At 73.5% G+C, this 22,782-nt stretch carries 26 protein-coding genes and 1 riboswitch; of the genes, 9 read left to right on the forward strand and 17 right to left on the reverse strand.

Annotated elements, in window-relative coordinates:
• Positions 1–39: 39 nt before the first annotated feature.
• The 14 genes from ACGH52_RS35680 to ACGH52_RS35745 all read right to left on the reverse strand — a co-directional run bounded on the left by ACGH52_RS35680 (position 40) and on the right by ACGH52_RS35745 (position 8,692).
• Positions 40–1,131: a substrate-binding domain-containing protein gene (locus ACGH52_RS35680; protein WP_399945485.1), complete on the reverse strand. Its 1,092-nt coding sequence runs from the start codon at positions 1,129–1,131 to the stop codon at positions 40–42.
• Positions 1,132–1,210: 79 nt separating this feature from the next.
• Positions 1,211–1,513 carry a gas vesicle protein K gene (locus ACGH52_RS35685; RefSeq protein WP_121703013.1) on the reverse strand — a complete coding sequence of 101 codons (303 nt, stop codon included), beginning with the start codon at positions 1,511–1,513 and terminating at the stop codon, positions 1,211–1,213.
• Positions 1,510–1,758, reverse strand: coding sequence for a gas vesicle protein (locus ACGH52_RS35690; protein WP_399945489.1), 249 nt, complete (start codon positions 1,756–1,758; stop codon positions 1,510–1,512). The genes ACGH52_RS35685 and ACGH52_RS35690 overlap by 4 nt, the downstream gene beginning before the upstream one ends.
• Positions 1,755–2,603, reverse strand: coding sequence for a GvpL/GvpF family gas vesicle protein (locus ACGH52_RS35695; RefSeq protein ID WP_399945493.1), 849 nt, complete (start codon positions 2,601–2,603; stop codon positions 1,755–1,757). The genes ACGH52_RS35690 and ACGH52_RS35695 overlap by 4 nt, the downstream gene beginning before the upstream one ends.
• Positions 2,600–2,944 carry a gas vesicle protein gene (locus ACGH52_RS35700; RefSeq protein WP_059296710.1) on the reverse strand — a complete coding sequence of 115 codons (345 nt, stop codon included), beginning with the start codon at positions 2,942–2,944 and terminating at the stop codon, positions 2,600–2,602. Before ACGH52_RS35700 ends, ACGH52_RS35695 begins: the two co-directional genes overlap by 4 nt.
• A 21-nt stretch (positions 2,945–2,965) precedes the next feature.
• On the reverse strand, positions 2,966–3,898 hold the full coding sequence (locus ACGH52_RS35705; RefSeq protein ID WP_399945495.1) for an SRPBCC family protein: 933 nt from the start codon (positions 3,896–3,898) through the stop codon (positions 2,966–2,968).
• Positions 3,895–4,488, reverse strand: coding sequence for a hypothetical protein (locus ACGH52_RS35710; RefSeq protein ID WP_121703010.1), 594 nt, complete (start codon positions 4,486–4,488; stop codon positions 3,895–3,897). The genes ACGH52_RS35705 and ACGH52_RS35710 overlap by 4 nt, the downstream gene beginning before the upstream one ends.
• Entirely contained in the window at positions 4,485–4,763 is a 279-nt protein-coding gene (locus ACGH52_RS35715; protein WP_059296707.1) for a gas vesicle protein GvpG, read from the reverse strand. The genes ACGH52_RS35710 and ACGH52_RS35715 overlap by 4 nt, the downstream gene beginning before the upstream one ends.
• Before the next feature lie 4 nt (positions 4,764–4,767).
• Entirely contained in the window at positions 4,768–5,553 is a 786-nt protein-coding gene (locus ACGH52_RS35720; RefSeq protein WP_399945500.1) for a GvpL/GvpF family gas vesicle protein, read from the reverse strand.
• On the reverse strand, positions 5,550–6,062 hold the full coding sequence (locus ACGH52_RS35725) for a gas vesicle structural protein GvpA (RefSeq protein ID WP_076972677.1): 513 nt from the start codon (positions 6,060–6,062) through the stop codon (positions 5,550–5,552). Before ACGH52_RS35725 ends, ACGH52_RS35720 begins: the two co-directional genes overlap by 4 nt.
• 36 nt (positions 6,063–6,098) lie before the next feature.
• Positions 6,099–6,416 carry a gas vesicle protein gene (locus ACGH52_RS35730; RefSeq protein ID WP_210976363.1) on the reverse strand — a complete coding sequence of 106 codons (318 nt, stop codon included), beginning with the start codon at positions 6,414–6,416 and terminating at the stop codon, positions 6,099–6,101.
• Positions 6,417–6,458: 42 nt separating this feature from the next.
• Positions 6,459–7,112: a class I SAM-dependent methyltransferase gene (locus ACGH52_RS35735; RefSeq protein ID WP_399945504.1), complete on the reverse strand. Its 654-nt coding sequence runs from the start codon at positions 7,110–7,112 to the stop codon at positions 6,459–6,461.
• Positions 7,113–7,212: 100 nt separating this feature from the next.
• The gene (locus ACGH52_RS35740; protein ID WP_399945507.1) at positions 7,213–8,013 is read right to left on the reverse strand and encodes an SDR family NAD(P)-dependent oxidoreductase; all 801 of its coding nucleotides are present in this window, start codon (positions 8,011–8,013) and stop codon (positions 7,213–7,215) included.
• A 94-nt stretch (positions 8,014–8,107) separates the two neighbouring features.
• Positions 8,108–8,692: a TetR/AcrR family transcriptional regulator gene (locus ACGH52_RS35745; protein WP_210976366.1), complete on the reverse strand. Its 585-nt coding sequence runs from the start codon at positions 8,690–8,692 to the stop codon at positions 8,108–8,110.
• Positions 8,693–8,801: 109 nt separating this feature from the next.
• Between ACGH52_RS35745 and ACGH52_RS35750 the strand changes: the two genes are divergently transcribed.
• From ACGH52_RS35750 to ACGH52_RS35760, 3 genes are all read left to right on the forward strand, one after another.
• The gene (locus ACGH52_RS35750; RefSeq protein ID WP_399945510.1) at positions 8,802–9,815 is read left to right on the forward strand and encodes a zinc-binding dehydrogenase; all 1,014 of its coding nucleotides are present in this window, start codon (positions 8,802–8,804) and stop codon (positions 9,813–9,815) included.
• Positions 9,816–9,924: 109 nt separating this feature from the next.
• Positions 9,925–11,997 (forward strand): DUF1996 domain-containing protein, encoded by a 2,073-nt coding sequence (locus ACGH52_RS35755; RefSeq protein ID WP_399945513.1) that lies wholly within the window; start codon positions 9,925–9,927, stop codon positions 11,995–11,997.
• 206 nt (positions 11,998–12,203) lie between these two features.
• A complete protein-coding gene (locus tag ACGH52_RS35760; RefSeq protein ID WP_399945517.1) occupies positions 12,204–13,892 on the forward strand; it encodes a hypothetical protein in 1,689 nt (562 codons plus the stop codon).
• Positions 13,893–13,948: 56 nt separating this feature from the next.
• Here the strand turns inward: ACGH52_RS35760 and ACGH52_RS35765 are convergent, their stop codons facing one another.
• Positions 13,949–14,524 (reverse strand): TerD family protein, encoded by a 576-nt coding sequence (locus ACGH52_RS35765; protein ID WP_059296699.1) that lies wholly within the window; start codon positions 14,522–14,524, stop codon positions 13,949–13,951.
• Positions 14,525–14,662: 138 nt separating this feature from the next.
• Between ACGH52_RS35765 and ACGH52_RS35770 the strand changes: the two genes are divergently transcribed.
• The 6 genes from ACGH52_RS35770 to ACGH52_RS35795 all read left to right on the forward strand — a co-directional run bounded on the left by ACGH52_RS35770 (position 14,663) and on the right by ACGH52_RS35795 (position 20,166).
• Entirely contained in the window at positions 14,663–15,049 is a 387-nt protein-coding gene (locus ACGH52_RS35770; RefSeq protein WP_059296698.1) for a BlaI/MecI/CopY family transcriptional regulator, read from the forward strand.
• Positions 15,050–15,055: 6 nt separating this feature from the next.
• A complete protein-coding gene (locus tag ACGH52_RS35775) occupies positions 15,056–15,997 on the forward strand; it encodes a M56 family metallopeptidase (protein ID WP_399945522.1) in 942 nt (313 codons plus the stop codon).
• A 274-nt stretch (positions 15,998–16,271) separates the two neighbouring features.
• Entirely contained in the window at positions 16,272–16,931 is a 660-nt protein-coding gene (locus ACGH52_RS35780; RefSeq protein ID WP_399945525.1) for a fasciclin domain-containing protein, read from the forward strand.
• An 80-nt stretch (positions 16,932–17,011) separates the two neighbouring features.
• Positions 17,012–17,198, forward strand: a riboswitch (cobalamin riboswitch).
• Positions 17,199–17,261: 63 nt separating this feature from the next.
• A complete protein-coding gene (locus ACGH52_RS35785; RefSeq protein ID WP_399945528.1) occupies positions 17,262–18,338 on the forward strand; it encodes an ABC transporter substrate-binding protein in 1,077 nt (358 codons plus the stop codon).
• 32 nt (positions 18,339–18,370) lie between these two features.
• Positions 18,371–19,396, forward strand: a complete 1,026-nt coding sequence (locus tag ACGH52_RS35790) for an iron ABC transporter permease (RefSeq protein WP_210976400.1) — start codon at positions 18,371–18,373, stop codon at positions 19,394–19,396.
• Positions 19,393–20,166 carry an ABC transporter ATP-binding protein gene (locus tag ACGH52_RS35795; RefSeq protein WP_210976372.1) on the forward strand — a complete coding sequence of 258 codons (774 nt, stop codon included), beginning with the start codon at positions 19,393–19,395 and terminating at the stop codon, positions 20,164–20,166. The genes ACGH52_RS35790 and ACGH52_RS35795 overlap by 4 nt, the downstream gene beginning before the upstream one ends.
• Positions 20,167–20,202: 36 nt before the next feature.
• On the opposite strand, the gene ACGH52_RS35800 is transcribed toward ACGH52_RS35795, so the two are convergent.
• Entirely contained in the window at positions 20,203–20,658 is a 456-nt protein-coding gene (locus ACGH52_RS35800; protein ID WP_059296693.1) for a flavodoxin family protein, read from the reverse strand.
• Positions 20,659–20,735: 77 nt separating this feature from the next.
• Positions 20,736–22,370, reverse strand: coding sequence for a ribosomal protection-like ABC-F family protein (gene abc-f, locus ACGH52_RS35805; RefSeq protein ID WP_399945532.1), 1,635 nt, complete (start codon positions 22,368–22,370; stop codon positions 20,736–20,738).
• Between the last annotated feature and the right edge of the window lie 412 nt (positions 22,371–22,782).

Below are 22,782 nucleotides of genomic sequence, written 5' to 3' on the forward strand. Positions count from 1 at the left end.
CAAACGCTCATTCGTCGAGCGGTTCGGTCAGTCGGTCGGTCAGCCGGTCGGTCGGTCCGTCGATCCACGCACCATCAATTGCGGCAGCAGCTCGACCCGCCGGCCCGGGCGGCTGCCGGGCGCCTCGGCCAGCCGCTGGAGCAGCAGCTCCGCCGCCGCGTGCCCGACCTCGGCCTTCGGCGGCGACACGGCCGTCAGCGGGGGCGAGGCGAGACCGGCCACCACGTCGTCGTAGGCGACCACCGAGCAGTCCTCCGGCACCCGCACTCCCTCCGCCGCGAGCCGCTGGACGACCATCAGCGCGTCCACGTCGCCGTGCAGCACCATCGCGGTCGCGCCCGTCCTGCGCATCAGCGCGGGCAGCTCGGCGGTCTCGTCCGCGGAGTACGGCCCGTCGACCCCGGCCTCCGGCGCCACCAGCGCCCACGCCCACCGCTCCACCAGCGGATGCGCCCCGGCGATCTCCGTGAAGGCGGCACGCAGCGAGCGGGCGGTGGGGCTGTCGTGCCGGGTGGCGAACACCATGCGCCGGTGCCCCAGCCTCACCAGGTGCTCCACCGCCAGGTGCGCGCCGTACCAGTGGTCGGAGCACACCGAGTCCAGGCCGTGCAGCGCGCTGCCGCGCCACGGGCGGCGCTCCATCAGCACCGTCGGCACCCCGACCCCGGCCAGCCACTCGTGGTCGGCCTCCTCGTCGGCCCGGCCGCGCCAGCGCGGGGCGATCAGCAGCCCGTCCGCGCCGTCCGCCAGCGCCCGCTCCACCAGCGGGCGTTCGGCACCGGACGCCTGCGGCGCGAGGTGCAGGGCCATGCGCAGCCCCGCCCGCTCCAGGACCGTACGGGCCCCGTGCAGGGTCTCGGTCAGGTACGAGTGCCGTACGGGGACCACCACGGCCACCCGGTCCCCGGTCGCCGGGACCGCGTCGGCGACGGTCTCCCGGGCCGGCAGCGTCGAGCGCACGACCCCGTGCCCCCGGCTCAGCCTGCCCTCGCGCGTCAGCTCCTCGACGTCCCGCCGCACGGTGACCACCGAGACCTGCAACTCGTCGGCGAGGTCGCGCACCCGCGCGGTACCGCGCGCCTGGACCGCCGCCAGTATCCGCTGGCGCCTGAGATCGACCGGCTCCCGCATCAGGGCTCCCCACCCGAGAATGTTCGTTTGAGCGATTCCGCGTCATCATAACGATCGCTCGCCTCGGGTGTCGGTGTCCTCAGGGTTCCGGGTCGGCGAGGAGGGGGCCCAGCGGGCCCAGGTCGAGGTTCAGGTCGGAGCGGCGCAGACCGTGCTGGGCGCACAGGTCGTCCATGCGCTCGTCGAGCAGCATGAGCGCAGTGCCGAGCCGGTCCTCCTGCTCCGCGCTCAGCGTCCCCTCGTCGAAGCGGCGCACGGCCTGCCGCTCCATGAGCTGGCGCAGCAGTTCCACCACGGTGAGGACCAGCGCGGCGAGGTCGTTGGTGACCCGCTCGGGGTCCAGGTCCAGGGCGTGGGCGGCACCGGACCGGGGCGCGGTCACAGCGGCCCGCTGTCCGGCCAGGGAGCGGGCACCCGCTCGTTCACCGACGACAGCAGCGCGTGCAGGGAGATCCGCACCAGCGGCACGTCCGCGACGGCCAGGACCAGATCGCCGCTGACCACGACACCGGTCGCCAGCACCCGGTCCAGCAGGTCGACCAGGGGCACCCCGACCGGTGCGTACGGCTCCGGGCCGCCCCAGGGCACGGGAGCCGGGCCCGGCGTACGGATGTCCGAGATGGTCATGAAGGAGCCTCCTGGTCCGGTCCGGCCTGTGGGTCCTCGTCCCAGCGGGCGAAGGAGTACGGGATCCAGGGGCCCGAGGCCTCCACCCGCACCGCCGGGTGCGGCCCGCCCGCGGTGAACCGGGCCAGGGCCGCGGTGAAGTCGGCGCGCCGCGCGTCCTCCACCAGGTAGGCTGCATTGAGCAGTTGCGGGGCCCGGCGGCCCGTCAGCCGCTCGCTCTGCGGGCGGTGCCGCGTGGCGGCCACCGCGTGGCGCCGCAGAGCCGCGTCGACGGCCTCCGCCTCGGCCAGCGCCTTCCCGTGCGCACCCCGCTGTTCGCGCCGCCGTGCGCTGACCCGGCTGAGGTAGGCACGCCCACCGTCGCCGGAACCGGAGGGCGTACCGGTGCCGGTGTCCCCGGTGGTCTCGGCCGCGGCCTCGACGGCGTGCACCTTCACCGCCCACTCCGTGCGGTCCCGGAGCCGGTCCAGCAGTGTGTCCAGCACCGTTTGCCGGGCGGCGACCGCCCGCGTCGCGGTCAGGTCGCCCCGGTACAGCGTCGCCATCGGCAGCGGCACGACGGGACCCCGCCCGGCCGCGGCCTCGACTCCCCGGTGATGCGCGCGGGCGCAGCGTTCCAGATCTTCGGGCCGGTTGAGGCGCTCGGTGAGCGCCTCCTCGTCGAACAGGGCCGCGGGCACGTCCTGCACGACCAGACAGAGGCCGCCCGCGCGCAGGACACGCAGCGGACCGCCTTCCTCGTGCCCCCTGGCCGCCGCCAGACCGGCCGGATCGGGCGGGGTGCGGGTGACGGCGAAGGCACACACGACGCCGGTGGCCGTCGGTCCGGCGGCGGACGCGCTCATCGCACGGCTCCCGTCGTCTCCTCGGCGGCCCCCTCCAGGGCGTCGAGGCGCTCCCGCAGCCGCGCGTTCTCCTCGGCGAGCGCGTCCCGCGCGGCCCGGGACGACAGCGCGGGATCGGTCTCCCACCAGTCGATGCCCGCCTTCTTGGCGGTGTCCACGGAGGCGATGAACAACCGCAGCCGGATCGTCAGCAGTTCGATGTCGAGGAGGTCGATCTTGATGTCGCCGGCGATGACGATGCCCTTGTCGAGGACGCGTTCGAGGAGGTCGGCGAGGCTGCCGGAAGGGGGCCCGTAGGGCTCCGTCCCCGTGGCCGGGTACCGGTGGTCGAGTTCGGTCACCGACTGCTCCCCGCGGCGGCGTCAGCGACGCGGGCGAGCACGTTCGTCGTCCTCGTCGTCCTCGTCGTCTTCCTCGTCCGCATACGGCTCCTCCTCGTCGTCGTACTCACCTTCCTCGTCGTCCTCGTACTCGTCCCCGGCGTCGTCCGTGTCGTCGGAGTCGTCGGCGTACTCCTCCTCTTCCAGCGCTTCCTCGTGGCTCTTGACGACCTCGCCGTCGCGGATCTCGCCGCGCCAGCCCTCGACGTCCTCGCCGTCCGTCAGGGTCACGTGCCGCGCGAAGTGCTTCAGGTCCAGCCGCAGCCGGCGGCCCTGGGCGCGCCAGAGGTTGCCGGTCTTCTCGAAGAAACCCGCCGGGTAGTACTCGACGACCACGACGACCCGGGTCAGCCGGGGCGCCAGCGCGTGGAAGGTGACCACGCCCTTGGTACTGCCCTTGGCGCCCTCCGAGGTCCAGGCGATCCGCTCGTCCGGGACCTGCTCCTGGACGGTCGCCTTCCAGCTGCGGGTCGAGAAGGCGATCTTGGCGGTCCAGTCCGAGGTCACCTCGTCGTGCGGGCTGACGCTCTGAACGCCCTTGGTGAAGCCGCTGAAGTCCTGGAGCTGCGTCCACTGGTCGTAGACGGTGCGCAGCGGGACGCCGATGTCGACGGTCTCGACGATGTTGGTCGCCTTGACGCTGCCACCGCCGCTCTTCGAACCGCCGCCACCGCCGCTCTTCGAGCCGCCACCACCACTGGAACCGCCACCACCGCTGGAACCGCCGCCGTCGGAACCGCCGCCGTCGGAACCGCCGCCGCCGGCGGACTCGGTCAGGCGGTCCGTCAGGGACCCGATCCGGTCGCCCGCCTTGCCGACGAGGCCGTGCCCCGCGGCGGAGAGGTAGCCGCCCAGGGCGTCCTTGAGGTCGCCGAGGGGCGACGGTCCGCCGTCGCCCTGCCGGTCGGGGGTCATCCGCGCCCACCTCCGCGCCTGTCGCCCGGGCCCGCCGTCCGCTTCGCCGGTACGGCCTTCTTGGCGGCTGTCTTCTTCGCTGCCTTCTTGGCCGTCTTCTTGGCCGGCGGCCTCTTCGCGGCCTTCTCGGCCGACTTGCGGGGCGGCGCCGGCGCGGGCCGCCGGTCCTCCGCCCGGTCCTCCTCGTCGAAGTAGGCGTCCTCGTCCGGAGCCTCCTCGTCCGGGGCGTCCTCGTCCCAGGAGTCGTCGTGGTCGTCGCTGCCGTCGTCCCCTCGGCCCTCACCGGTGAGCGCGTCGGTACGGTCGCGGAGGCTGTCCGCGAGGCCGGTGAGCCGGCGGTTCGCCGCGGCGGTGACGGCCGAGCGTCCGGCGGTCAGCAGCTCGCCGCGGACCTGGTCGCTCAACTCCTGGAACTGCGGAGCCTGTCGTAGGCTGCCCAGCCCCTGGCCGAGCACCCGGCCGGGGGAGAGGCCGACGCGTCGGCCCACCAGGTAGGAGCCGACCGCGAAGGCGAGCTTGGCCTTCTTCGTGCGTCCCAGGAGATATCCGCCCGCCACGGCAGCCGCCATGGTCGTCCTGCTGTCGTTCATAGGTGTCGTCTCCGTGCTGGGTTCGTGGTGGTCGTGGGGCCGGTGGGCCGGGCCGGGCGTTCCAGGAGGGTGAGCAGCCGCTCCTCCTCCCGTTCGAAGGCCGCCTCGTCGACGGAGCCCTCGTCCAGGGCCCGGTTGAGTGCGGCCAGCCGCGCCTGTACGGCGCGTGGGTCGTGGGCCTGGCGCCGGGCCTCCTCAAGCAGGTGGTCGGCGATCCACGCCGTGCCGCGCACCGGTGCGAGGGGCAGCAGAAGGAGACCGCTCACGATGCCCACGCGGTCACCGGCCGGCCGGTGTCGTGGGGCGGGCGTCGACGAAGCTGTAGCAGGGCAGGGGCCCGGTCACGCTGAGGGCCAGCCGGTCCCCGCAGGCCCGGGCCCGCTCCGCCACCGCTTCCCTGAACCGCGCCTCGTCGGCCGAACGCAGCAGGAACGAGGCGCTGAGCACCTGCTCGTCGTCGGTCGTGCCCCCGGCCGTGCGCACGGCGAGCGGGGCCAGCCGGTCGAGGACCTCCCGGGCCGCGCGCCGTGCCTCGCGGCGCACCCCGAGGGCGATCGCCTCGCCCAGCCGGACGTTGGCCTCGTAGTCGGGCCGCCGCCGGGTCCGCAGGGCCAGGCCGCGCAGCTTGTCGTCCCGGCGTACCAGATCGGCGAAGTGGCCGGGCACCACCGTCCCCTTGACGTTGAACTCCACGCACCCGCGTACGCCGTCGAGCTGGGCCGTCAAGTGAGTGGCGTCCGAGCGCAGTTGGGAGAGCAGGGTGTCGGGCCGAGGGCTGAGGACCGCGAACCGCATGGGCAGCACCGGCCCCTGGGCCGCGAGTTCGTCCAGGACGGCCTGGTGGGCCAGCAGGTCACGGCGCCTGGGCCGCAGCCGCGGGGGCGCGTCGGACACCGCGGCGCACAGACCGGACCCGCTCAGCAGCCGTACCGGGGCGCCGTCGACGCCCGGGGAGCGGGGGGAGCTGATCCCGGCGGGGGCGATGCCGTAGACGTACAGGGCCTTGGGAGCGGGCGCCGGTGCCTCGGCGGTGCCGGTCGTGCCGGTGGTGGTGGGCGCGGTCATCGGTCCTCCTCCTCGGTGCGTCGGCGGGGGCGGGAACGGGGGCGGTCGTCCTCGTCACGGGGGCGCGCGGCGGGTCGGCTGCGGGGCCGCTGCGCGCTCCTGCCGCGCTCCGCGCGTGCGCGGGGACGGTCCTCCGCCGCCTCCAGCTCCTCCTCGTGCTCGGGCTCGGGCGCGAGGACGTCGCGCACCTTGTCGGTCAGGGAGCGTGCCGTCCGCCGGGCGCCGGCCTTGCCCACGGTCTTGGCCACCGGACCGCCGAACAGCTCGGGCACGGTCTTGGACCGCACGTCGTGCTCCAGGTCCAGCCGGTTGCAGGCCTCGGCGAACCGGAGATAGGTGTCGACGCTCGCGACCACGATGCGCGCGTCCACCTTGAGGATCTCGATGCCGACCAGGGAGACGCGCACGAAGACGTCGATCACCATGCCGCGGTCGAGGATGAGTTCGAGGACGTCGTAGAGGGTGCCGGCGCGGGGCGCGCAGACGACCTCGTCGTCGTAGGTGATCATGCGGGGGTCCTTCCGGGCGCGGGCCGCACGGCCCGCTCACTGGTCCTGGGCACCACGCCGGTAGCGCGCGATCCTGCGGTACTGGACCAGGTCGCCCGCCGGGTCCAGCTCGACCTCGTAGGTGGCGAGCAGACTGGTGGTGTCGGGGATGCGGGCCACCTCCAGCACGTCCACGTGGACGATCCACCCGCCGCCCTCGCTCCGGCACACCGCGGAAACCCCTTCGAGGTGGTGCCGGATCAGCTCGGACAGGGCGTCGGCGGCGCGTCGGGCGGCGTCCCGGGCGTCCCGCACGTCACGCTCGCGCGTGGTCGTGGAAGTGGTGCGGCGCCGTCGCTCGCCAGGTTCGGTCATGTGCCCACTGTGACCGGGTGAGCCCGGTCCCCGCGTGCGCAGTTACCCCATCCGGGGCTGCCCCGTGCGCCGGCAGTGCAGGAAGAGGTGCGGCTCCGGCCGGGCGTCCGGGTGGGCCGGGGTGAACATCGACGCCTCCTGCGCCAGCACCTCCAGGCCGGACTCCTCGGCCAGGGTGATCAGTCCCTGTGCGGGGAAGCTGGTCACGCGCACCGGCTGGCCCATGAAGGTGGCGTCGACGTCCTCCACGTCCAGCGGCACGGTGGCCAGGACCAGGTACCCACCGGGCTTCAGCAGCCGCACCAGGTGCCGTACGAGGTCCGTCTGCTCCTCCCGGTCCAGCTGGAGCAGGGAGAAGTACACGCAGACGGCGTCGAACGAGGTGTCCGCCAGGGGTACGTCGCGGATGTCGGCGCACCGGAAGGTGGCGGTCGGCACCTGCCGTGCGGCCAGCTCCACCATGACCGGGGAGACGTCGACGCCCAGCACCTCGTGTCCGGCCTCCGCGAGTGTCTCGGCGGTGGGCCGTCCCGTGCCGCTGCCCACGTCCAGCACCCGGCTGCCCGGCGCGAGCCGCGCCAGCAGCCACTCCAGTGAGTGGCGGTGCGTCTTCGACCCGGCGAACGCCTTCTCGTACTCGGCGCCCAGCGCGTCGAACGCGGCGGCGGCCCGTGGGCGTCCCCGGTCGTCGGTCACGGCGGTCCCTTCGGTGCGGTGAGCCGGTGCCCGGGCATCGTTCCACCGGGAGCGAGCGGCCCACAAGGGGCCCTTCGGGCGACGGGCCCCACCGGACGTGCTAGCGGTCGTCGGCGTCCCGCGCCGTGCCCGGTTCGGCCATCCGGCGGTGAACGGCCGCCTTGACGCGGTCCGGCAGCACCTTGTCCGCCACCCCTTGGGCCTTGGTCCTCGCCGAGCCGGTGACCAGCTTCCCGCGGCCCTTCATGACGGCGTCGAACGCCTGCCGGGCGACCTGCGCCGGGTCGTCCTTCGCCATGGTGCCGACCTTGGTGTCCGCCATGCCGGCCCGCCGGAAGAAGTCGGTCTCCGTCGGCCCCGGCATGAAGGAGGTGACCGTGACCCCGGTGTCCGCGACCTCCTCCTGGAGGGCCTGCGCGAAGGACTGCACGAACGACTTCGACGCGTTGTAGACCGACTGGAAGGAGCCCGGCATCGTGGCCGCGACCGACGACGTGAACATGAGCCGCCCGACCCCGCGCGCCACCATGTCCCGCAGCAGGGGTTTGGTGAGCCGCACGGTCGAGGTCACGTTGAGGTCGATGACGGACTGGTCGTCCGCGAGGTCGGTGTCGACGAAGGCGCCGCCCTGCCCCACCCCGGCGTTGAGGGCCGCCACGTCCACGGTGAGTCCGGTGAGGGCGGCGACCAGGTGGTCCACGCCCTCGGGGGTCCTGAGGTCCGCGCGCACCGCCCGTACCGCCACGTCGGTCTCCCGCAGCCGCTGGGCGGCGTGCTCCAGCCGCTCGTCCTCGGCGTTGACCACGAGGTCGTGGCCGTGCTCCGCGAACAGCGCGGCGAGTTCGTACCCGATGCCGCTGGACGCCCCGGTGACCAGGGCGAGGGGCCTGCTGTCGTCCATGGTTCCTCCGTCCTCGGCGCACCCGCGCCCGTGCGGACCACCGGGTTCCCCCGATCCGGGCGCTCACCTCACCGACCGGCGGGGGCCGGGGCGCTCACCGCGGACGGGCCCCGTCCAGGGCCAGGTCCACCAGCCCCCCGACGAGTACGTCGTCCAGCGGCGCCCCGCTGAGCAGCACCCGCACGAACAGCGGCCCGCTGACCGCCTCGATCAGCAGCCCGGGGTCGGTGTCCGCGGCCAGCTCGCCCCGTTCGACGCCCCGCCGGACCATCACCAGGGCACGGTCCAGCCGCTCGCTCCAGTAGGGGCCGCGCCGGTCCTCCAGGGTGTCGTCGCGCTCGACGCTCAGCCGCAGCAGCGCCCGGCCCTGCGCGGTGTCGAGGAGGAGGGCCAGCGCGGAGAAGAACACCAGCAGGTCGTCCCGGACCCGCCCGGTGTCCGGGACCGGCAGCGCGGCGTCCAGTTCCGTGGTCAGCGCGTCCAGGATCAGGTTCTCGCGCGTGCCCCACCGCCGGTACACGGAAGTCTCGTGCACCCCGGCCGCGCGGGCCACGGCGCCGACCGTCGCGCCCGCCAGGCCCTCGCTCGCCAGCAGGTCCACCGCGGCGGCCAGCACGGCCCGCCGCATCCGCTCCCCGCGGCGGCGCAGGGGCGGGACGACCGGTTCCGGTGAGTTCATCGGACCAGCGTAAAGCAAGTCGCCCTGCGTTAGGTGTACGGTTAACGCAAGTCGACCTGCGATGGATCGCTGAGACCGTCCGGGGTCGCCGCACCGAGGAGGTCCTGTCATGGCGCAGATGCTCGCCGCCCGCCTGCACGTCCCGAGCCGCACCCTGCGGCTCGAAGAGGTGCCCCGCCCGCAGCCCGGCCCGGGGGAGGTGCTGGTCAAGGTCGAGGCGGCCGGCGTGTGCCTGTCCGACGTGCACCTGATCGACGGCACCCTCACCCCGCTGCTCCTCCAGGGCGACACCGTCACCCTCGGCCACGAGGTCTCCGGCACCGTCGCCGAGACCGGGGCGGGCGTCACCGCCTGGTCGCCGGGGCAGCGGGTCGTGCTGCACGCCGGTGAGTCGCGGGACGGCGTCACCTACACCCGCGGCGTCGACTACGACGGCGGCTGGGCCGAGTACGCCCTCTCCGCCGCCGACGCCATGACACCGCTGCCCGACACCATCCCCTTCGAGCAGGGCGCGATCATCCCGGACGCGGTGTCCACCCCGTGGGGCGCGATCACCGAGAGCGGGGCGGTCCGGCCCGCCGAAGCGGTCGGCGTGTGGGGTGTCGGCGGGCTCGGCGTCCATGCCGTGCAACTGCTCCGCGCGATCGGTGCCTGCCCGGTGGTGGCCGTCGACCCGAGCCCCGTCGCCCGCGAACGTGCCCTGGCGGCCGGCGCCGACCTCGCCCTGGACTCCGCCGACCCCGAGCTGCGCCGGACCGTCCGTGCGGCGACCGCGGGCCTAGGACTCGCCGCCGCCTTCGACTTCGCGGGCGTGCCGCCCGTGCGGGAGCAGGCCGTCTCCGTCCTCGCGCCCAAGGGGCGGCTGGTCCTGGTGGGCCTGACCGACAAGCCGCTCACCGTCACGGACGGGACCCGCTTCAGCTACCTCCAGCAGCGCATCCTCGGCCACTACGGCTCCGACATGCCGGTGGCCCTGCCGCAGCTCCTGCGGCTGATCCAAGGCGGGCGGCTGGACTTCTCCGCGTCCGTGAGCGGGGTGCTGCCGCTCGCCGAGGCCGCCGAGGCGGTCGCCCGGCTGGAGAAGAAGGAGGGCAACCCGATCCGGCTGGTCCTGCGCCCGTGACGTGAGGGAAACCTGAGAATTCCAGCGGCACTTGAACGCTCCGGCCCCCGACTCCGTATGGAGCCGGGGGCATTTCACGTCCGAGTCCGCCACGACACAGGAGCACGCCTTGGGACACAACAGGCGCAGACGCCCGACCGGGGCACGGCGCGCGACCTTCGGAGCGGTCGCGCTGATACTGGGGGGCGGCGGCCTGGTGGCCGTGAACGTCTTCGCCTCCGCGACGGAGTCCGGCAACGCCGCCGTCCCCCTGGGCAGTTCCGGAGTCGCGGCCACCGTCGACTGCCCGGACCTGACCGAACGGCTCACGGCCGTTCCGGAGCAGGCCAGGCCGGAGGTCGACACCGAACTCGCCCACCTCGACGAGCAGATCGCCGCCGCCTACCGCGGCCTCCAGGACGCCGCCCGCACCGCGGACGACGGCACCCTCGACGAGGGCGCGATCCTCGACCCGCTGCGGAAGGAGCGCGCGGCGACGATCGAGCGCATCGCCGCCGCCCTCGACAAGGTCGCGGACCGCCCCGAGGGCCTGGACACCCTGGCCGAGTGCAGCCTGCGCCGCACCGAGATCGCGTCGGCGGACGCGGAGAGCGGCAGCCCGAACCCGCAGGAGCAGGAGCAGGGGCAGGGGCAGGGGCAGGGGCAGGGGCAGGAGCAAGGCGACAAGGACGAAGAGCCGCCCGGTGACGGGCAGCAGCCACCCGGCAACGGCGGACAGGCAGGCAACGGCCCCGTGGCGGCGGACTACGCCGCCATCGAGTCCGTCCAGCCCAACGTCAAGAAGGCGGCCCGGCAGGCGAAGGCCTCGACCGGCTCCTTCGAGACCAGCTGCGGCGTCAACGCCGAGGGGCTGTTCAACTCGGACAACCTGATCGCCGCCCCCGGCGTCAGCAACGGCGCCCACCACTTCCACGACTACGTCGGCAACCAGGCCAACGACGCCTTCGCCAGTGACGAGGACCTGGCGGCCGGCGACACCACCTGCGCCGACCAGGGCGACAAGTCCTCGTACTACTGGCCCGTGCTGCGGCTCCAGAACGGCACCGCCGAACAGGACGCGCAGTCTCCCGGTGGCGGCATCGAGGGCAACGCGGGCGAGATCGTCACGCCGGCCGAGGTCACCCTCACGTTCGAGGGCAACGAGCGGGGCAAGGTCACGGAGATGCCGCGGCTGCTGCGCATCATCACCGGCGACGCCAAGGCGTTCGTCAACGGCGACACCAACGCGAACGCCTCCTGGAGCTGCACCGGTTTCGAGGACCGGCAGCTGAAGGACAAGTACCCGCTCTGCCCCTCGGGCAGCGACGTGGTGCGCACCTTCACCTTCCAGAGCTGCTGGGACGGCCGCAACATCGACAGCGCCAACCACCGTACGCACATGGCCTTCGCCGCCGCCGACGGCAGCTGCCCGGAGGGGTTCCGGGCCGTTCCGCGCCTGGTGCAGCGGGTCGTCTACGACGTGGCCGCGCCCAGCCTGGAGGACGGGGGCAGGACCGTGCCGCTGTTCGCCGTGGACTCCTTCCCCGAGCAGCTGCACAAGCCGGTCACCGACCACAGCGACTTCATCAACGTCTTCGACGAGGACCTGATGCGCGAGCTGGTCGAGTGCATCAACTCCGGCCGCGCGTGCGGCCCGGACACACCCCCGGGGTCCGAGCCGGGCGACGGCGAGGAGCAGCCCGGCGGCGACGGCGGCGGTCAGATCGCCGAGCCCCCGGCCGAGCAGACCGCCACGGCCTCGGCACCCGCGGCCCCCGGCCAGAACGAGAAGCCGAACGAGGAGCCGAACGAGGGGCGCACCGGCGGGGAGAAGCCGGCGCCCCCGGCCCAGGACCGGGGCGCCGCCGCCTCCGCGAGCGCCGAACCCAGGGCCGCGACGACGCCTGCCGCCGGCACCCCGGACGACGTGAGCGGCGCCACGGCCGCGGCCGAGACGTCCGGAACCACCGGAACCACCGGCAACACCGGCAACACCGGCAACACCGGCAACACCGACAACACCGACAACACCGGCACCACCGGCAACGGTGGCGACGGCGCCGGTACGGCGCCCGCACCGCAGGCTCAGGGCGGACTCGCCGAGACGGGTTCCGGGCTCGGCCTGTGGCCCGCGGCGGTCGGCGGCGTGCTCTTCGCCGGTGGATGTGTGCTGCTGATCCGTTCCAGGCGGCATGCGCGGTGACACCTGCGCCACCGGCATGACGAGGGGTGGGCGGGGGACGCCCCCCGCCCACCCGTCGGGAAGTGGCTCTTGAGCCGGGCTTGGAGCGGCACCGCCGTCGTCCACGGTTCGGCCGGTGACTTCGAGGCGGTCGTCCCGGACACCGGTCGTGCGGCCGTCCGCCGAAGTGCTCCGCGTCCGTTCCCGGGTGCGGTATACGTCCCCTCATGGACTACTACGACCTGGGCGGCCACGGGCGCCCGGTGACGACCTCGTCGCCCGACGCCCAGCGGTGGTTCGACCGTGGGCTGGTGTGGACGTACGCCTTCCACCACGAGGAGGCGGTCGCCTGTTTCGAGGCCGCCGCCGCCACGGACCCGGACTGCGCCATGGCCCACTGGGGCATCGCCCACGCGCTCGGCCCCAACTACAACAAGCCGTGGGAGGCCTTCGACGCCGAGGAGTTGACCCGGACCGTCGACCGCACCCACGCCGCCGTCGAACGCGCCCACGAGCTGGCCGGCCGGGCCACCCCGGTCGAACGTGCCCTCATCGGCGCCCTGCGCGCACGCTACCCGCAGGCGAGCGCCGTCGAGGACTGCTCGGTGTGGAACGCGCCGTACGCCGACAGCATGCGCGCCGTGTACGAACTGGCCCGCGACGACCTGGACGTGGCCGCCCTCTACGCGGACGCCCTGATGAACCTGACCCCCTGGCAGCTGTGGGACCTGCGCACCGGGCTGCCCGCGGAGGGTGCGCGCACCCTGGCGGCCAAGGAGGTGCTGGACCGCGCCCTGGCCGCCGACGGAGGCCGCGACCACCCCGGCGTCCTGCACCTCTACGTCCACCTGATGGAGATGTCGCCCACCCCCGAGGCCGCCCTCACGGTCGCCGACCGGCTGCGCGGCCTGGTCCCGGACGCCGGGCACCTCCTGCACATGCCGTCGCACCTCGAAGTGCTGTGCGGCGACTACCGCCGTGTGGTGTCGGACAACGAGGCCGCGATCGCCGCCGACGAGAGGTACCGCGCCCGGTCGGGGGCGATGAACTTCTACACCCTCTACCGCGCCCACAACTACCACTTCAGGATCTACGGGGCGATGTTCCTGGGGCAGTACGAGGTCGCCCTCGACACCGCGGCCCGCCTGGAGGCGTCCGTTCCCGAGGAACTGCTGCGGGTGGAGAGTCCGCCGATGGCCGACTGGCTGGAGGCTTTCCCGGCCATGCGGGTGCACGTCCTGATCCGGTTCGGCCGTTGGGCGGACATCCTCGCGCTGCCCCGGCCGGCCGACCCCCGGCTGTACTGCGTGACGACCGCGATGCTGCACTACGCCCGCGGCGTCGCCCTCTCGGCCACCGGCCGGGTCGCGGAGGCCGAGACCGAACGCGAGCTGTTCCGGGCGGCGGTCGAGAGTGTGCCCGAGTCCCGCACGCTCTTCAACAACACCTGTGCCGATATCCTCGCCATCGCCTCGGCCATGCTCGACGGCGAACTGGAGTACCGCAGGGGCGACCACGCCGCCGCCTTCGCCGCCCTGGAGCGCTCGATCGAGCTGGACGACAGTCTCCCCTACGACGAACCCTGGGGCTGGATGCAGCCCACCCGGCACGCCTACGGTGCCCTGCTCCTGGAACAGGGCCGGATCGCCGAGGCCGAGGCGGTCTACCGGGCCGACCTGGGCCTGGACGACACCCTGCCCCGCCCGCTCCAGCACCCGAACAACGTCTGGGCCCTGCACGGACTGCACGAGTGCTTGGTGCGGCTGGGCAGGACGGGGGAGGCGCGGATCGTGGCACGGCAGCTGAGGCTCGCCACCGCGCTGGCGGACGTGCCGGTCGAGGCGTCCTGCTTCTGCCGTCTCGACACCACCGCGGCCACCGGTGGCGGGCCCGGCTGCTGCACCACTGACCGCTGACCACTGACCACCGACTCCACCGGGCCCGCCTCGGGGCCCGGGGAAGGGGGCGGTCGTCAGACGTTGACGCCGAAGTCCGCGGCGATGCCCGCGAGGCCCGAGGCGTAGCCCTGCCCGACCGCCCGGAACTTCCACTCGGCGCCGTGCCGGTACAGCTCGCCGAAGACCATCGCGGTCTCGGTCGAGGCGTCCTCGGACAGGTCGTAGCGGGCGAGTTCCTGGTTGTTCGCCTGGTTGACCACCCGGATGAAGGCGTTGCGCACCTGGCCGAAGCTCTGGCCGCGGTTCTCCGCATCGTGGATGGACACCGGGAAGACGATCCGGTCCACCTCGGCCGGGACCGCGGCGAGGTTCACCTTGACCGCCTCGTCGTCGCCCTCGCCCTCGCCGGTGAGGTTGTCCCCGGTGTGCTCGACCGAGCCGTCCGGGCTGGTGAGGTTGTTGTAGAAGACGAAGTGCCCGTCCGAGAGCACCTTGCCCGACGCGTCGAGGAGCAGCGCGGAGGCGTCGAGGTCGTAGTCGGTGCCGGTCGTGGTGCGCACGTCCCATCCCAGACCGACCAGTACGGCGGTCAGGCCGGGCGCCTCCTTGCTGAGCGAGACGTTGCCGCCCTTGGCCAGGGAAACTCCCACTGCGTTCTCCTTCGTCGCGTCCGCTGCGTTCCGTGTTCAGTGTTCCGTATGCCTCTCCCGATAATCTACAACACTGTAGAAGAAAGCCTTCTATACGATGTCGCCCGGAAGACGATCGGCGGCGGAAGGAGGCGGGCCGTGACGGATGACCGGCGTCCGCGGCGGCGGGGCCAGGGTGAGCTGGAAGCGCTGGTGCTGGCCGTGCTGCGCGAGGCGGACGGGCCCGCGACGGCCGGCTGGGTGCAGGAACGCCTCGGCGGCGACCTCGCCTACACCACGGTGATCACGATCCTGACCCGGCTGCTCGAGAAGGGCGCCGTCAGCCGCGAGCGCGCGGGCCGGTCCTTCGCCTGGACGCCCGCCTCGGACCAGGCGGGCCTGGCCGCGCGGAAGATGCGCAAGGTGCTGGACGCCGAGAGTGACCGGGAAGCGGTACTGGCCAGCTTCGTCACGGGCCTCGACCCCGACGACGAGCGGCTGCTGCGCGACCTGCTCGGGCACGCGCGCGCCGCGGAGGACGGCTGACACCGCATGGGGGTCTTCGTCTTCCTGCCCCTGGTCCTGCCGCTGACGGCATGGCCGATCGCCAGGCTCGCCGAGCAGCACCTGCACCCGCGGACCGCGACCGGGCTGCTCACCGCCGTCGCCGCCGTGATGGCCCTGTGCAGCACCGTGTGCCTGGCCCTGGTGATGGTGGTCGGCACCGCCCAGCTGCCCGGCAACCCGCTGCCCGACGGCTGGTCGGACCCCGAGGTGCGGGCCGCGGTGCCCTACGACGAGGTCGTCGGCAAGGCGGCCATTCCCGCGCTCTGCCTGGTGGTCGCGGCCTCGGCGCGGGCCCTGTGGCGGCACGGCAGGGTGCGCCGCCGCGCCCACCGCGCGCTGGCCGGGCTGCCGGGCACCGGGGTGGCCGTGCTTCCGGACGACGTGCCCTACGCGTACGCGCTGCCGGGCGGACGCCGGGACCGGGTCGTGGTGAGTACGGCCCTGCTCGACTGCCTCGAACCGGGGGAGCGGCGCGCCCTGTTCGCCCACGAGCGCGCCCACCTCGCCGCCCGGCACCACCGCTTCCTGCTCGCCGTCCGGCTCGCCGCGCTGGCCAACCCGTTCCTGCGCCCCCTGCGGACGGCCGTGTCCTACACGGCGGAGCGGTGGGCGGACGAGGCGGCCGCACGGGCGGTCGGTGACCGCCGTGCGGTGGCGACCGCGATCGGCAAGGCTGCGCTCGTCTCCCGCGGCACCCCTGTCGCCACCCTCGCCACCCTCGCCGGCCTCGCGGCGCCCGGCCCGGTGCCCCGCCGGGTGGCGGCCCTGCTGGGGCCCGCTCCCGCAGTCCGCACCTGGCCCCCGGTGTTCACCTCGGTGGGCCTGGCGGCGTGGGCGGCGGCCGCCGGAACCGCCGTATCGGCGATGTCGTCCGCGAACGCGGCCGTCACGATGTTCCTCATCCTGCGGGCCGCGACGCCGTTCTGACCGGCCCTCACCGACGCCGAGACTTCCTCACTCGATCGGGTGAGGAACCAATCCGGAACGGTGCCCGCTCCGGATTCCCCGTGTGAGGGAAGAACCAAGACCGCGCCGACAGCGAACCGCCGGCTGACCCCGGACCCGGGTCGCCCGGCCACCACGTAACGGCACCGCGTACTCGGCGGCCCGCCGCACACCACGTCAGCTCCGCACCATCACCCCGCAGCGCCACTGCGTATCGACGCAGTCCTCGCGCTGCCCGTTTTCAGGGAGATTCTCCATGAACGCCCGTATCCGTCGTTCCGCCGTCGCCGTCGTCGCGGCCGCCGTCCTGCCCCTGTCCCTGGCCGCCTGTTCCGACGACGGCGACAGCGGCTCCTCGGACTCCGCCCAGGCCGCCTCCTCGGCTCCCGCGGCGAGCGACGACCAGTCGTCCGACACCTCCGGCGGCATGACGGACTCCGACGAGCCGTTCGGCCCTGCCTGCTCCACGGTGCCGAAGGAGGGTGCCGGTTCGTTCGACGGCATGGCCAAGGACCCGGTCGCCACGGCCGCCTCGAACAACCCGGCCCTGTCCACGCTGGTGACGGCGGTCAAGAAGGCCGGTCTGGTCGACACGCTCAACAACGCCGAGAACATCACCGTGTTCGCGCCGACCAACGACGCCTTCGCCAAGATCCCGAAGGCCGACCTGGACAAGGTCCTGGGCGACAAGGCGATGCTCACCGACATCCTGACCTACCACGTCGTCGGCCAGAAGCTCGCGCCGAAGGACCTGGAGAAGGGCTCCTTCGAGACGCTGCAGAAGTCCGAGCTGACCACCGCGGGCTCGGACGAGTCCTACAAGGTCAACGACTCCGCCAAGGTCGTCTGCGGCAACGTGAAGACCGCCAACGCCAACGTCTACGTCATCGACACCGTCCTCATGCCGAAGAGCTGACGCGCGGGCGGGCGTGGCGGCCCGAGGGCCGGGGGAGCGGGTCGGGCAGTGGCCCGTCCCCCGGCGGGGCGATGACCCTGTGGTAGCTTGCGCAAGCCAGTCGAACCCACCTGGTGGGTCAGGGAATCCGGTGCGAATCCGGAACTGACGCGCAGCGGTGAGGGGGACGGGCGGGACACGGGCCACTGGGCGGCGTACGCCGTCCGGGAAGGCGTCCCGTCCGGTCGATCCCGAGTCCGAAGACCTGCTGGCACCCGCGCCGCGTGCGGCGCGGGCCGCATCGTACGGACGGGCTTCGCGCATGAGCCCTCGACGCCAGAGGATCCTTCCTTGCCAGCAGCACGCCCCGTCGGCCCCCGGCGACTCCTCCTTTCCCGGCGCGCCCTGCGCGGCCCCGTCCTGTTCCTGTCCGGCGCCCTGCTGATCTCCGGCTGCGGGTCCGGTGCCGGCACCGACGACTCGGCCGCGGAGTCCGACGCGGTCGGTTACCCGCGCACCGTCCGTGACTGCGGGCACGACGTCCGGGTCGACGCGCCCCCGCGCCGGGCCGTCTCCCTCAACCAGGGCACGACGGAGATCCTGCTCTCGCTCGGCCTCGCCGACCGTATGGCGGGCACCGCCACCTGGACCGACCCGGTCATGAAGGGACTGGAGAAGGCGAACGCCGATGTCCCCCGGCTCGCCGACGACATGCCGTCCTTCGAGACGGTCCTGGACGCCGAACCCGACTTCGTCGCCGCCTCCTTCGCCTCCACGCTCGGCACCGGCGGCGTGGCCACCCGCGAACGGTTCACGAAACTCGGTGTGCCCGCCTACCTGTCCCCGTCCGACTGCGCCGGCAAGGACAACAGCGGCGACGGCGACGGCGTCCGGAACGAACCCCTGTCCATGGACACCGTCTACCGCGAAGTCCGCGACCTGGCCCGCCTCTTCGGCGTCGAGCAGCGCGGCGAGAAACTCGTCGCCGACCTCCGGTCCAGGGTCGACAAGGCGACATCCGGCATCGACGCCTCCGGCGTCACTCTCATGTACTGGTTCGCCAACTCCACCTCGCCCTACTTGGCGGGCTGCTGCGGCGCCCCCGGCGTCATCACCCATGCGGTCGGCGCCCGGAACGCCATGGACGACACCCACGAGGAGTGGCCGCAGGTCGGCTGGGAGACCGTCGCCGACCGGGACCCCGACGTCCTGGTCCTCGGCGACCTCACCCGCAGGTCCCAGACGGCCGAGACGGCCGCGAAGAAGATCGAGTTCCTGGAGTCCGACCCCGTGACCAGGAACATGACCGCGGTCCGCGAGAAACGCTACGTGCTGCTCAGCGGACAGGCCATGAACCCCACCATCCGCACCGTCGAGGGCGTGGAACAGGTGGCGGCGGCCCTGCGCGGGTTCGGACTCGCCCAGTGACGTCCGCGAGCCGGACGGCCCCCGTCCCCGGCATACGCGCACCGCGCGGCGCCCTCGGGTGGGCGGCGGCCGGAACCCTCGCCCTGTGCGCCTCCGTGGCCGTCGCCGTCACCATCGGCCCCGCGGACATCGGCGTCGCCGACGTGTGGTCCGTGATCGCCGCCCACCTCGGGGCCGGCACCACCGCCGGGGACGTCTCCCCGATCCGCGCCGGCATCGTCTGGGACCTGCGGCTGCCCCGTACCCTCCTCGCCGCGGTGTGCGGCGCGGGACTCGCCGTCTGCGGGGCCGTGCTCCAGTCCCTGCTGCGCAACCCGCTCGCCGACCCCTTCGTCCTCGGCGTCTCCTCCGGTGCCTCGACCGGCGCCGTCCTGGTCGTCGTGCTCGGCGTGGGAGGCGGCGCGCTCTCCGTCTCCGGCGGGGCGTTCGTCGGGGCGGTCTGCTCCTTCGCGCTGGTGATGCTGCTCAGCCACAGCCTCGGCGGCACCACGGACCGGGTGGTGCTCGCGGGCGTGGCGGCGATGCAGCTGTTCTCGGCGCTCACCTCCTTCGTGGTCATGACCGCCGCCGACGCCGAGACCACCCGCGGCGTGCTGTTCTGGCTGCTCGGCTCGCTCGGCGGCGCGGGCTGGAGCGACGTGTGGACCGGCACGGCGGTCCTGGTGCTGGTCCTGGCCGTGTGCCTCGGTCACGCCAGGACGCTGGACGCCTTCGCCTTCGGCCAGGACGCGGCGACCGCGCTCGGCGTCCACGTGGCCCGCACCCGGCTGGTGCTGCTGTGCGCCACCGCTCTGCTCACCGCCGCCCTGGTGGCCTCGGCGGGCGCGATCGGCTTCGTCGGGCTGGTGCTGCCGCACGCGGTACGGGCGCTCACCGGTCCCGGACACGCCCGGCTGCTGCCGGTCTGCGCGCTCGCCGGTGCCGTGTTCCTGGTGTGGGTCGACACCCTGGCCCGTACCGTCCTGGAACCCCAGGAGGTCCCGGTGGGAGTGGTGACCTCGCTGATCGGTGTGCCGGCCTTCGTGCTCGTGCTGTACCGCACCCGGAGGACACGGTGACCCTGAACGCCGAGCGGGTCTCCCGCACCACCGGTGGCCGCCTGATCCTGGACGGCGTCGACCTGAGCCCGCGCGACGGCGCCATGACGGGCCTGCTCGGTCCCAACGGCTCCGGCAAGTCCACCCTGTTGCGGCTGCTCGCCGGCGTGCTCGCCCCGACCGCGGGCCGCGTCACCCTCGACGGACGCCCCCTGGACCGGGTGGGCCGCCGGGACGTCGCCCGGCGCGTGGCCGTGGTGGAACAGCAGACGGACACCCAGGTGGAACTGACGGTCCGGGACGTCGTCCGGCTCGGCCGCATCCCGCACCGCCGCGCCTGGACACCGGCGTCGGCGGCCGACGAGGGGGCGGTCACGGACGCCCTGGACCGCACCGGTCTGACGGACCACGCCGACCGCCTCTGGCACACCCTCTCCGGCGGCGAACGCCAGCGCGTCCAGATCGCCCGCGCCCTCGCCCAGGAGCCGCGTGAACTCCTGCTCGACGAACCGACCAACCACCTGGACGTCCAGCACCAGCTGGACGTGCTGGCCCTGGTCGCCGCCCTGCCCGTCACCAGCGTCGTCGCCCTGCACGACCTCAACCTCGCCGCCATGTACTGCGACCACCTCGTCGTCCTCGCGGAGGGACGGGTCGTGGCCTGCGGCCCACCGGCACAGGTCCTGACGACGGACCTGGTCGCGAAGGTCTACCGGGTCGAAGCGGAGATCACCCGCCCCGGCCCGGCCGACCGCCCGCACGTCCGCTTCCTGGGCACACTGCCGGGCTAGGGAAGCAGCCACTGCGAGCGGCCACCCGGCGCGGGCTCAGTCGTCCATCAGACCGGCGGCGAGGGTGGCCCCCAGCTCCCAGCAGGCCTGCAAGTCTGCCTTGCCGGGCTCACCGGCCACGTTCACCGCGGGTGCCGCGCGCTGCCAGCCGAGGCCGGTCGTGACCGACTCGATGCCGCGCACCGCGCCCGTGGTGTCGCTGCCCCCGTGCACGTAGTAGCCGAAGGGGCGGCCGCGCGTCTCGTCCAGGCAGGGGTAGTAGACCTGGTCGAAGAAGTGCTTGAGCGCACCCGACATGTAGCCCAGGTTGGCCGGGGTGCCCAGCAGGAAGCCGTCCGCCTCCAGCACGTCGACGGCCGTGGCCGCCAGGGCCGCCCGCCGGACCACCCGCACCCCTTCGATCTCGGGCGCGGTCGCCCCGGACACGACGGACTCCAGCATCGCCTGGCAGTTCGGCGACGGCGTGTGATGCACGATCAGCAAAGTGGCCACACCGGCAGCCTGCCGCCCGGCACCCCCCGATCGCAAACGGACCCCGCGGCACCCGGGAGGTCTGGCCCCGCCGTGTGCTACTCCTCGGCGGCCCCCGTCTCCGTCAGCTCGCCGTCGGCCAGCCGCAGCCAGCGGTCGACGCCGATCTCGCGCAGGAACCGCCGGTCGTGACTGACGACCACGAAAGCGCCCCGGTAGGAGTTCAGGGCGCTCTCCAGCTGGCCCACGCCGACCAGGTCGAGGTTGTTCGTCGGCTCGTCCAGGAGGAGCAGGTGCGGGGCCGGTTCCGCGCACAGGACGCAGGCCAGGGTGGCCCGCAGCCGCTCGCCGCCGGAGAGCAGACCGACGGGCAGGTGGGCGCGGGCACCCCGGAAGAGGAAGCGCGCGAGGAGGTTCATCCGCTCGGCCTCCGGGCGGTGAGGGGCGTAGGCGGCGAAGTTCTCGGCGACGGTGCGCTCCTCGTCCAGCAGGTCGAGCCGCTGGGAGAGATATGCGACGCGCCCGTCGGCGCGCCTGAGGTTGCCGCCCTCCGGCTCCAGGTCGCCGTTGAGCAGCCGCAGCAGCGTGCTCTTGCCCGCGCCGTTGGACCCGGTCAGCGCGATGCGCTCGGGTCCCCGGACCGTCAGGTCGACGCCCGCCCCGGCGAACACCTCCCGCTCGCCGAGCCGGATCCTGAGCCCCTGACCGAGGAAGAGGGTGCGTCCCGCGGGGACGTCGGTCTCCGGCAGGTCCAGCGTGATGCGCTGTTCCTCGCGCAGCGACCGCTCCGCCTCGTCCAGCCGTGCCTTCGCCTCACCGACCCGGCCGGCGTGGGTCTGACCCGCCCGGCCCGCGGACTCCTGGGCCCCGCGCTTCATGTTGCCGGCGAAGATGCGGGGGAGCCCGGCGTTCTTGAGGTTGCGGGCGGCGTTGCTCGCCCGGCGGTCGGCGCGCTCGCGGGCCTGCTGCAGTTCCCGCTTCTCGCGCTTCAGCTCCTGTTCGGCGTTGCGGACGTTCTTCTCGGCGACCTCCTGCTCGGCCCGCACGGCCTCCTCGTACGCGGTGAAGTTGCCGCCGTGGAAGCGCAGCTCACCGCGGTCGAGTTCGGCGATGCGCTCCATGCGGTCGAGCAGCTCCCGGTCGTGGCTGACCAGCAGCAGACAGCCGTTGTAGTCCGTGAGCACGTCGTGGAGCCTGCTCCGGGCGGCCACGTCGAGGTTGTTGGTGGGCTCGTCGAGCAGCAGGACGTCGGGCCGCTTCAGCAGCTGGGCGGCGAGTCCGAGGGAGACGACCTGACCGCCGCTGAGCGTGCTCAGCCGCCGGTCCAGGGCGAGGCCGCCCAGGCCCAGGCGGTCGAGCTGGGCGCGGGTGCGTTCCTCGATGTCCCAGTCGTCGCCGATGGCCGTGAAGTGCTCCTCGGCCACGTCCCCGGACTCGACGGCGTCGATGGCCCGGATCACGGCGTCGACGCCGAGGACCTCGGCGACGGTGAGGCCGCCCGTCAGGGGGAGGGTCTGCGGCAGATGGCCGAGGACCCCGGAGACCGTCACGGAGCCCGCGGTGGGCCGCAGTTCTCCGGCGATCAGCTTGAGCAGGGTGGACTTGCCGGCCCCGTTGGGGGCCACGAGACCCGTGCGGCCGGCGCCCACGGTGAACGACAGGTCCTCGAAGACGGGGGTGTCGTCGGGCCAGGAGAAGGACAGGTGGGAGCAGCGCAGGACGGCGTCGGACATGGAGACGACCTCGTGGAGCCGAGGGGCAGGAGACGGACCTCTGCCCGGGACGGAAGACAGGGAAAAGGGAACGACGAAGGGGCCACTGCGACGGCGCTCGAAATCGCCCGCGGCGGCCTACCGGAACCGGGTCTCACCCGGAGATGTCGTCGTCACCCACCATGTCCGCGACTCCCTCGCTGCACGATCAACGTCTCCACCAGCCTAGCAATCGGCCTCCCGGTCCGGACGCCGGACTGCACACGCCGCCGTCCCGAGCGGAGCCCGGCGACCCGGTCGCGGTCGCCGTGCAGCACGAGTACGCCTCGTTTCCGCAGCCGTCGACGGGCTCGCCGGGCGGGGGGCGCGCGGCCCTCACGCCTCTGAAATCGGCATGTTCAGCAGTGCGAGCGGGCTGCCGCGAGCCCCCGGC

It is taken from the genome of Streptomyces sp. BBFR25, from assembly GCF_044590125.1.
GTDB lineage: Bacteria > Actinomycetota > Actinomycetes > Streptomycetales > Streptomycetaceae > Streptomyces > Streptomyces canus_D.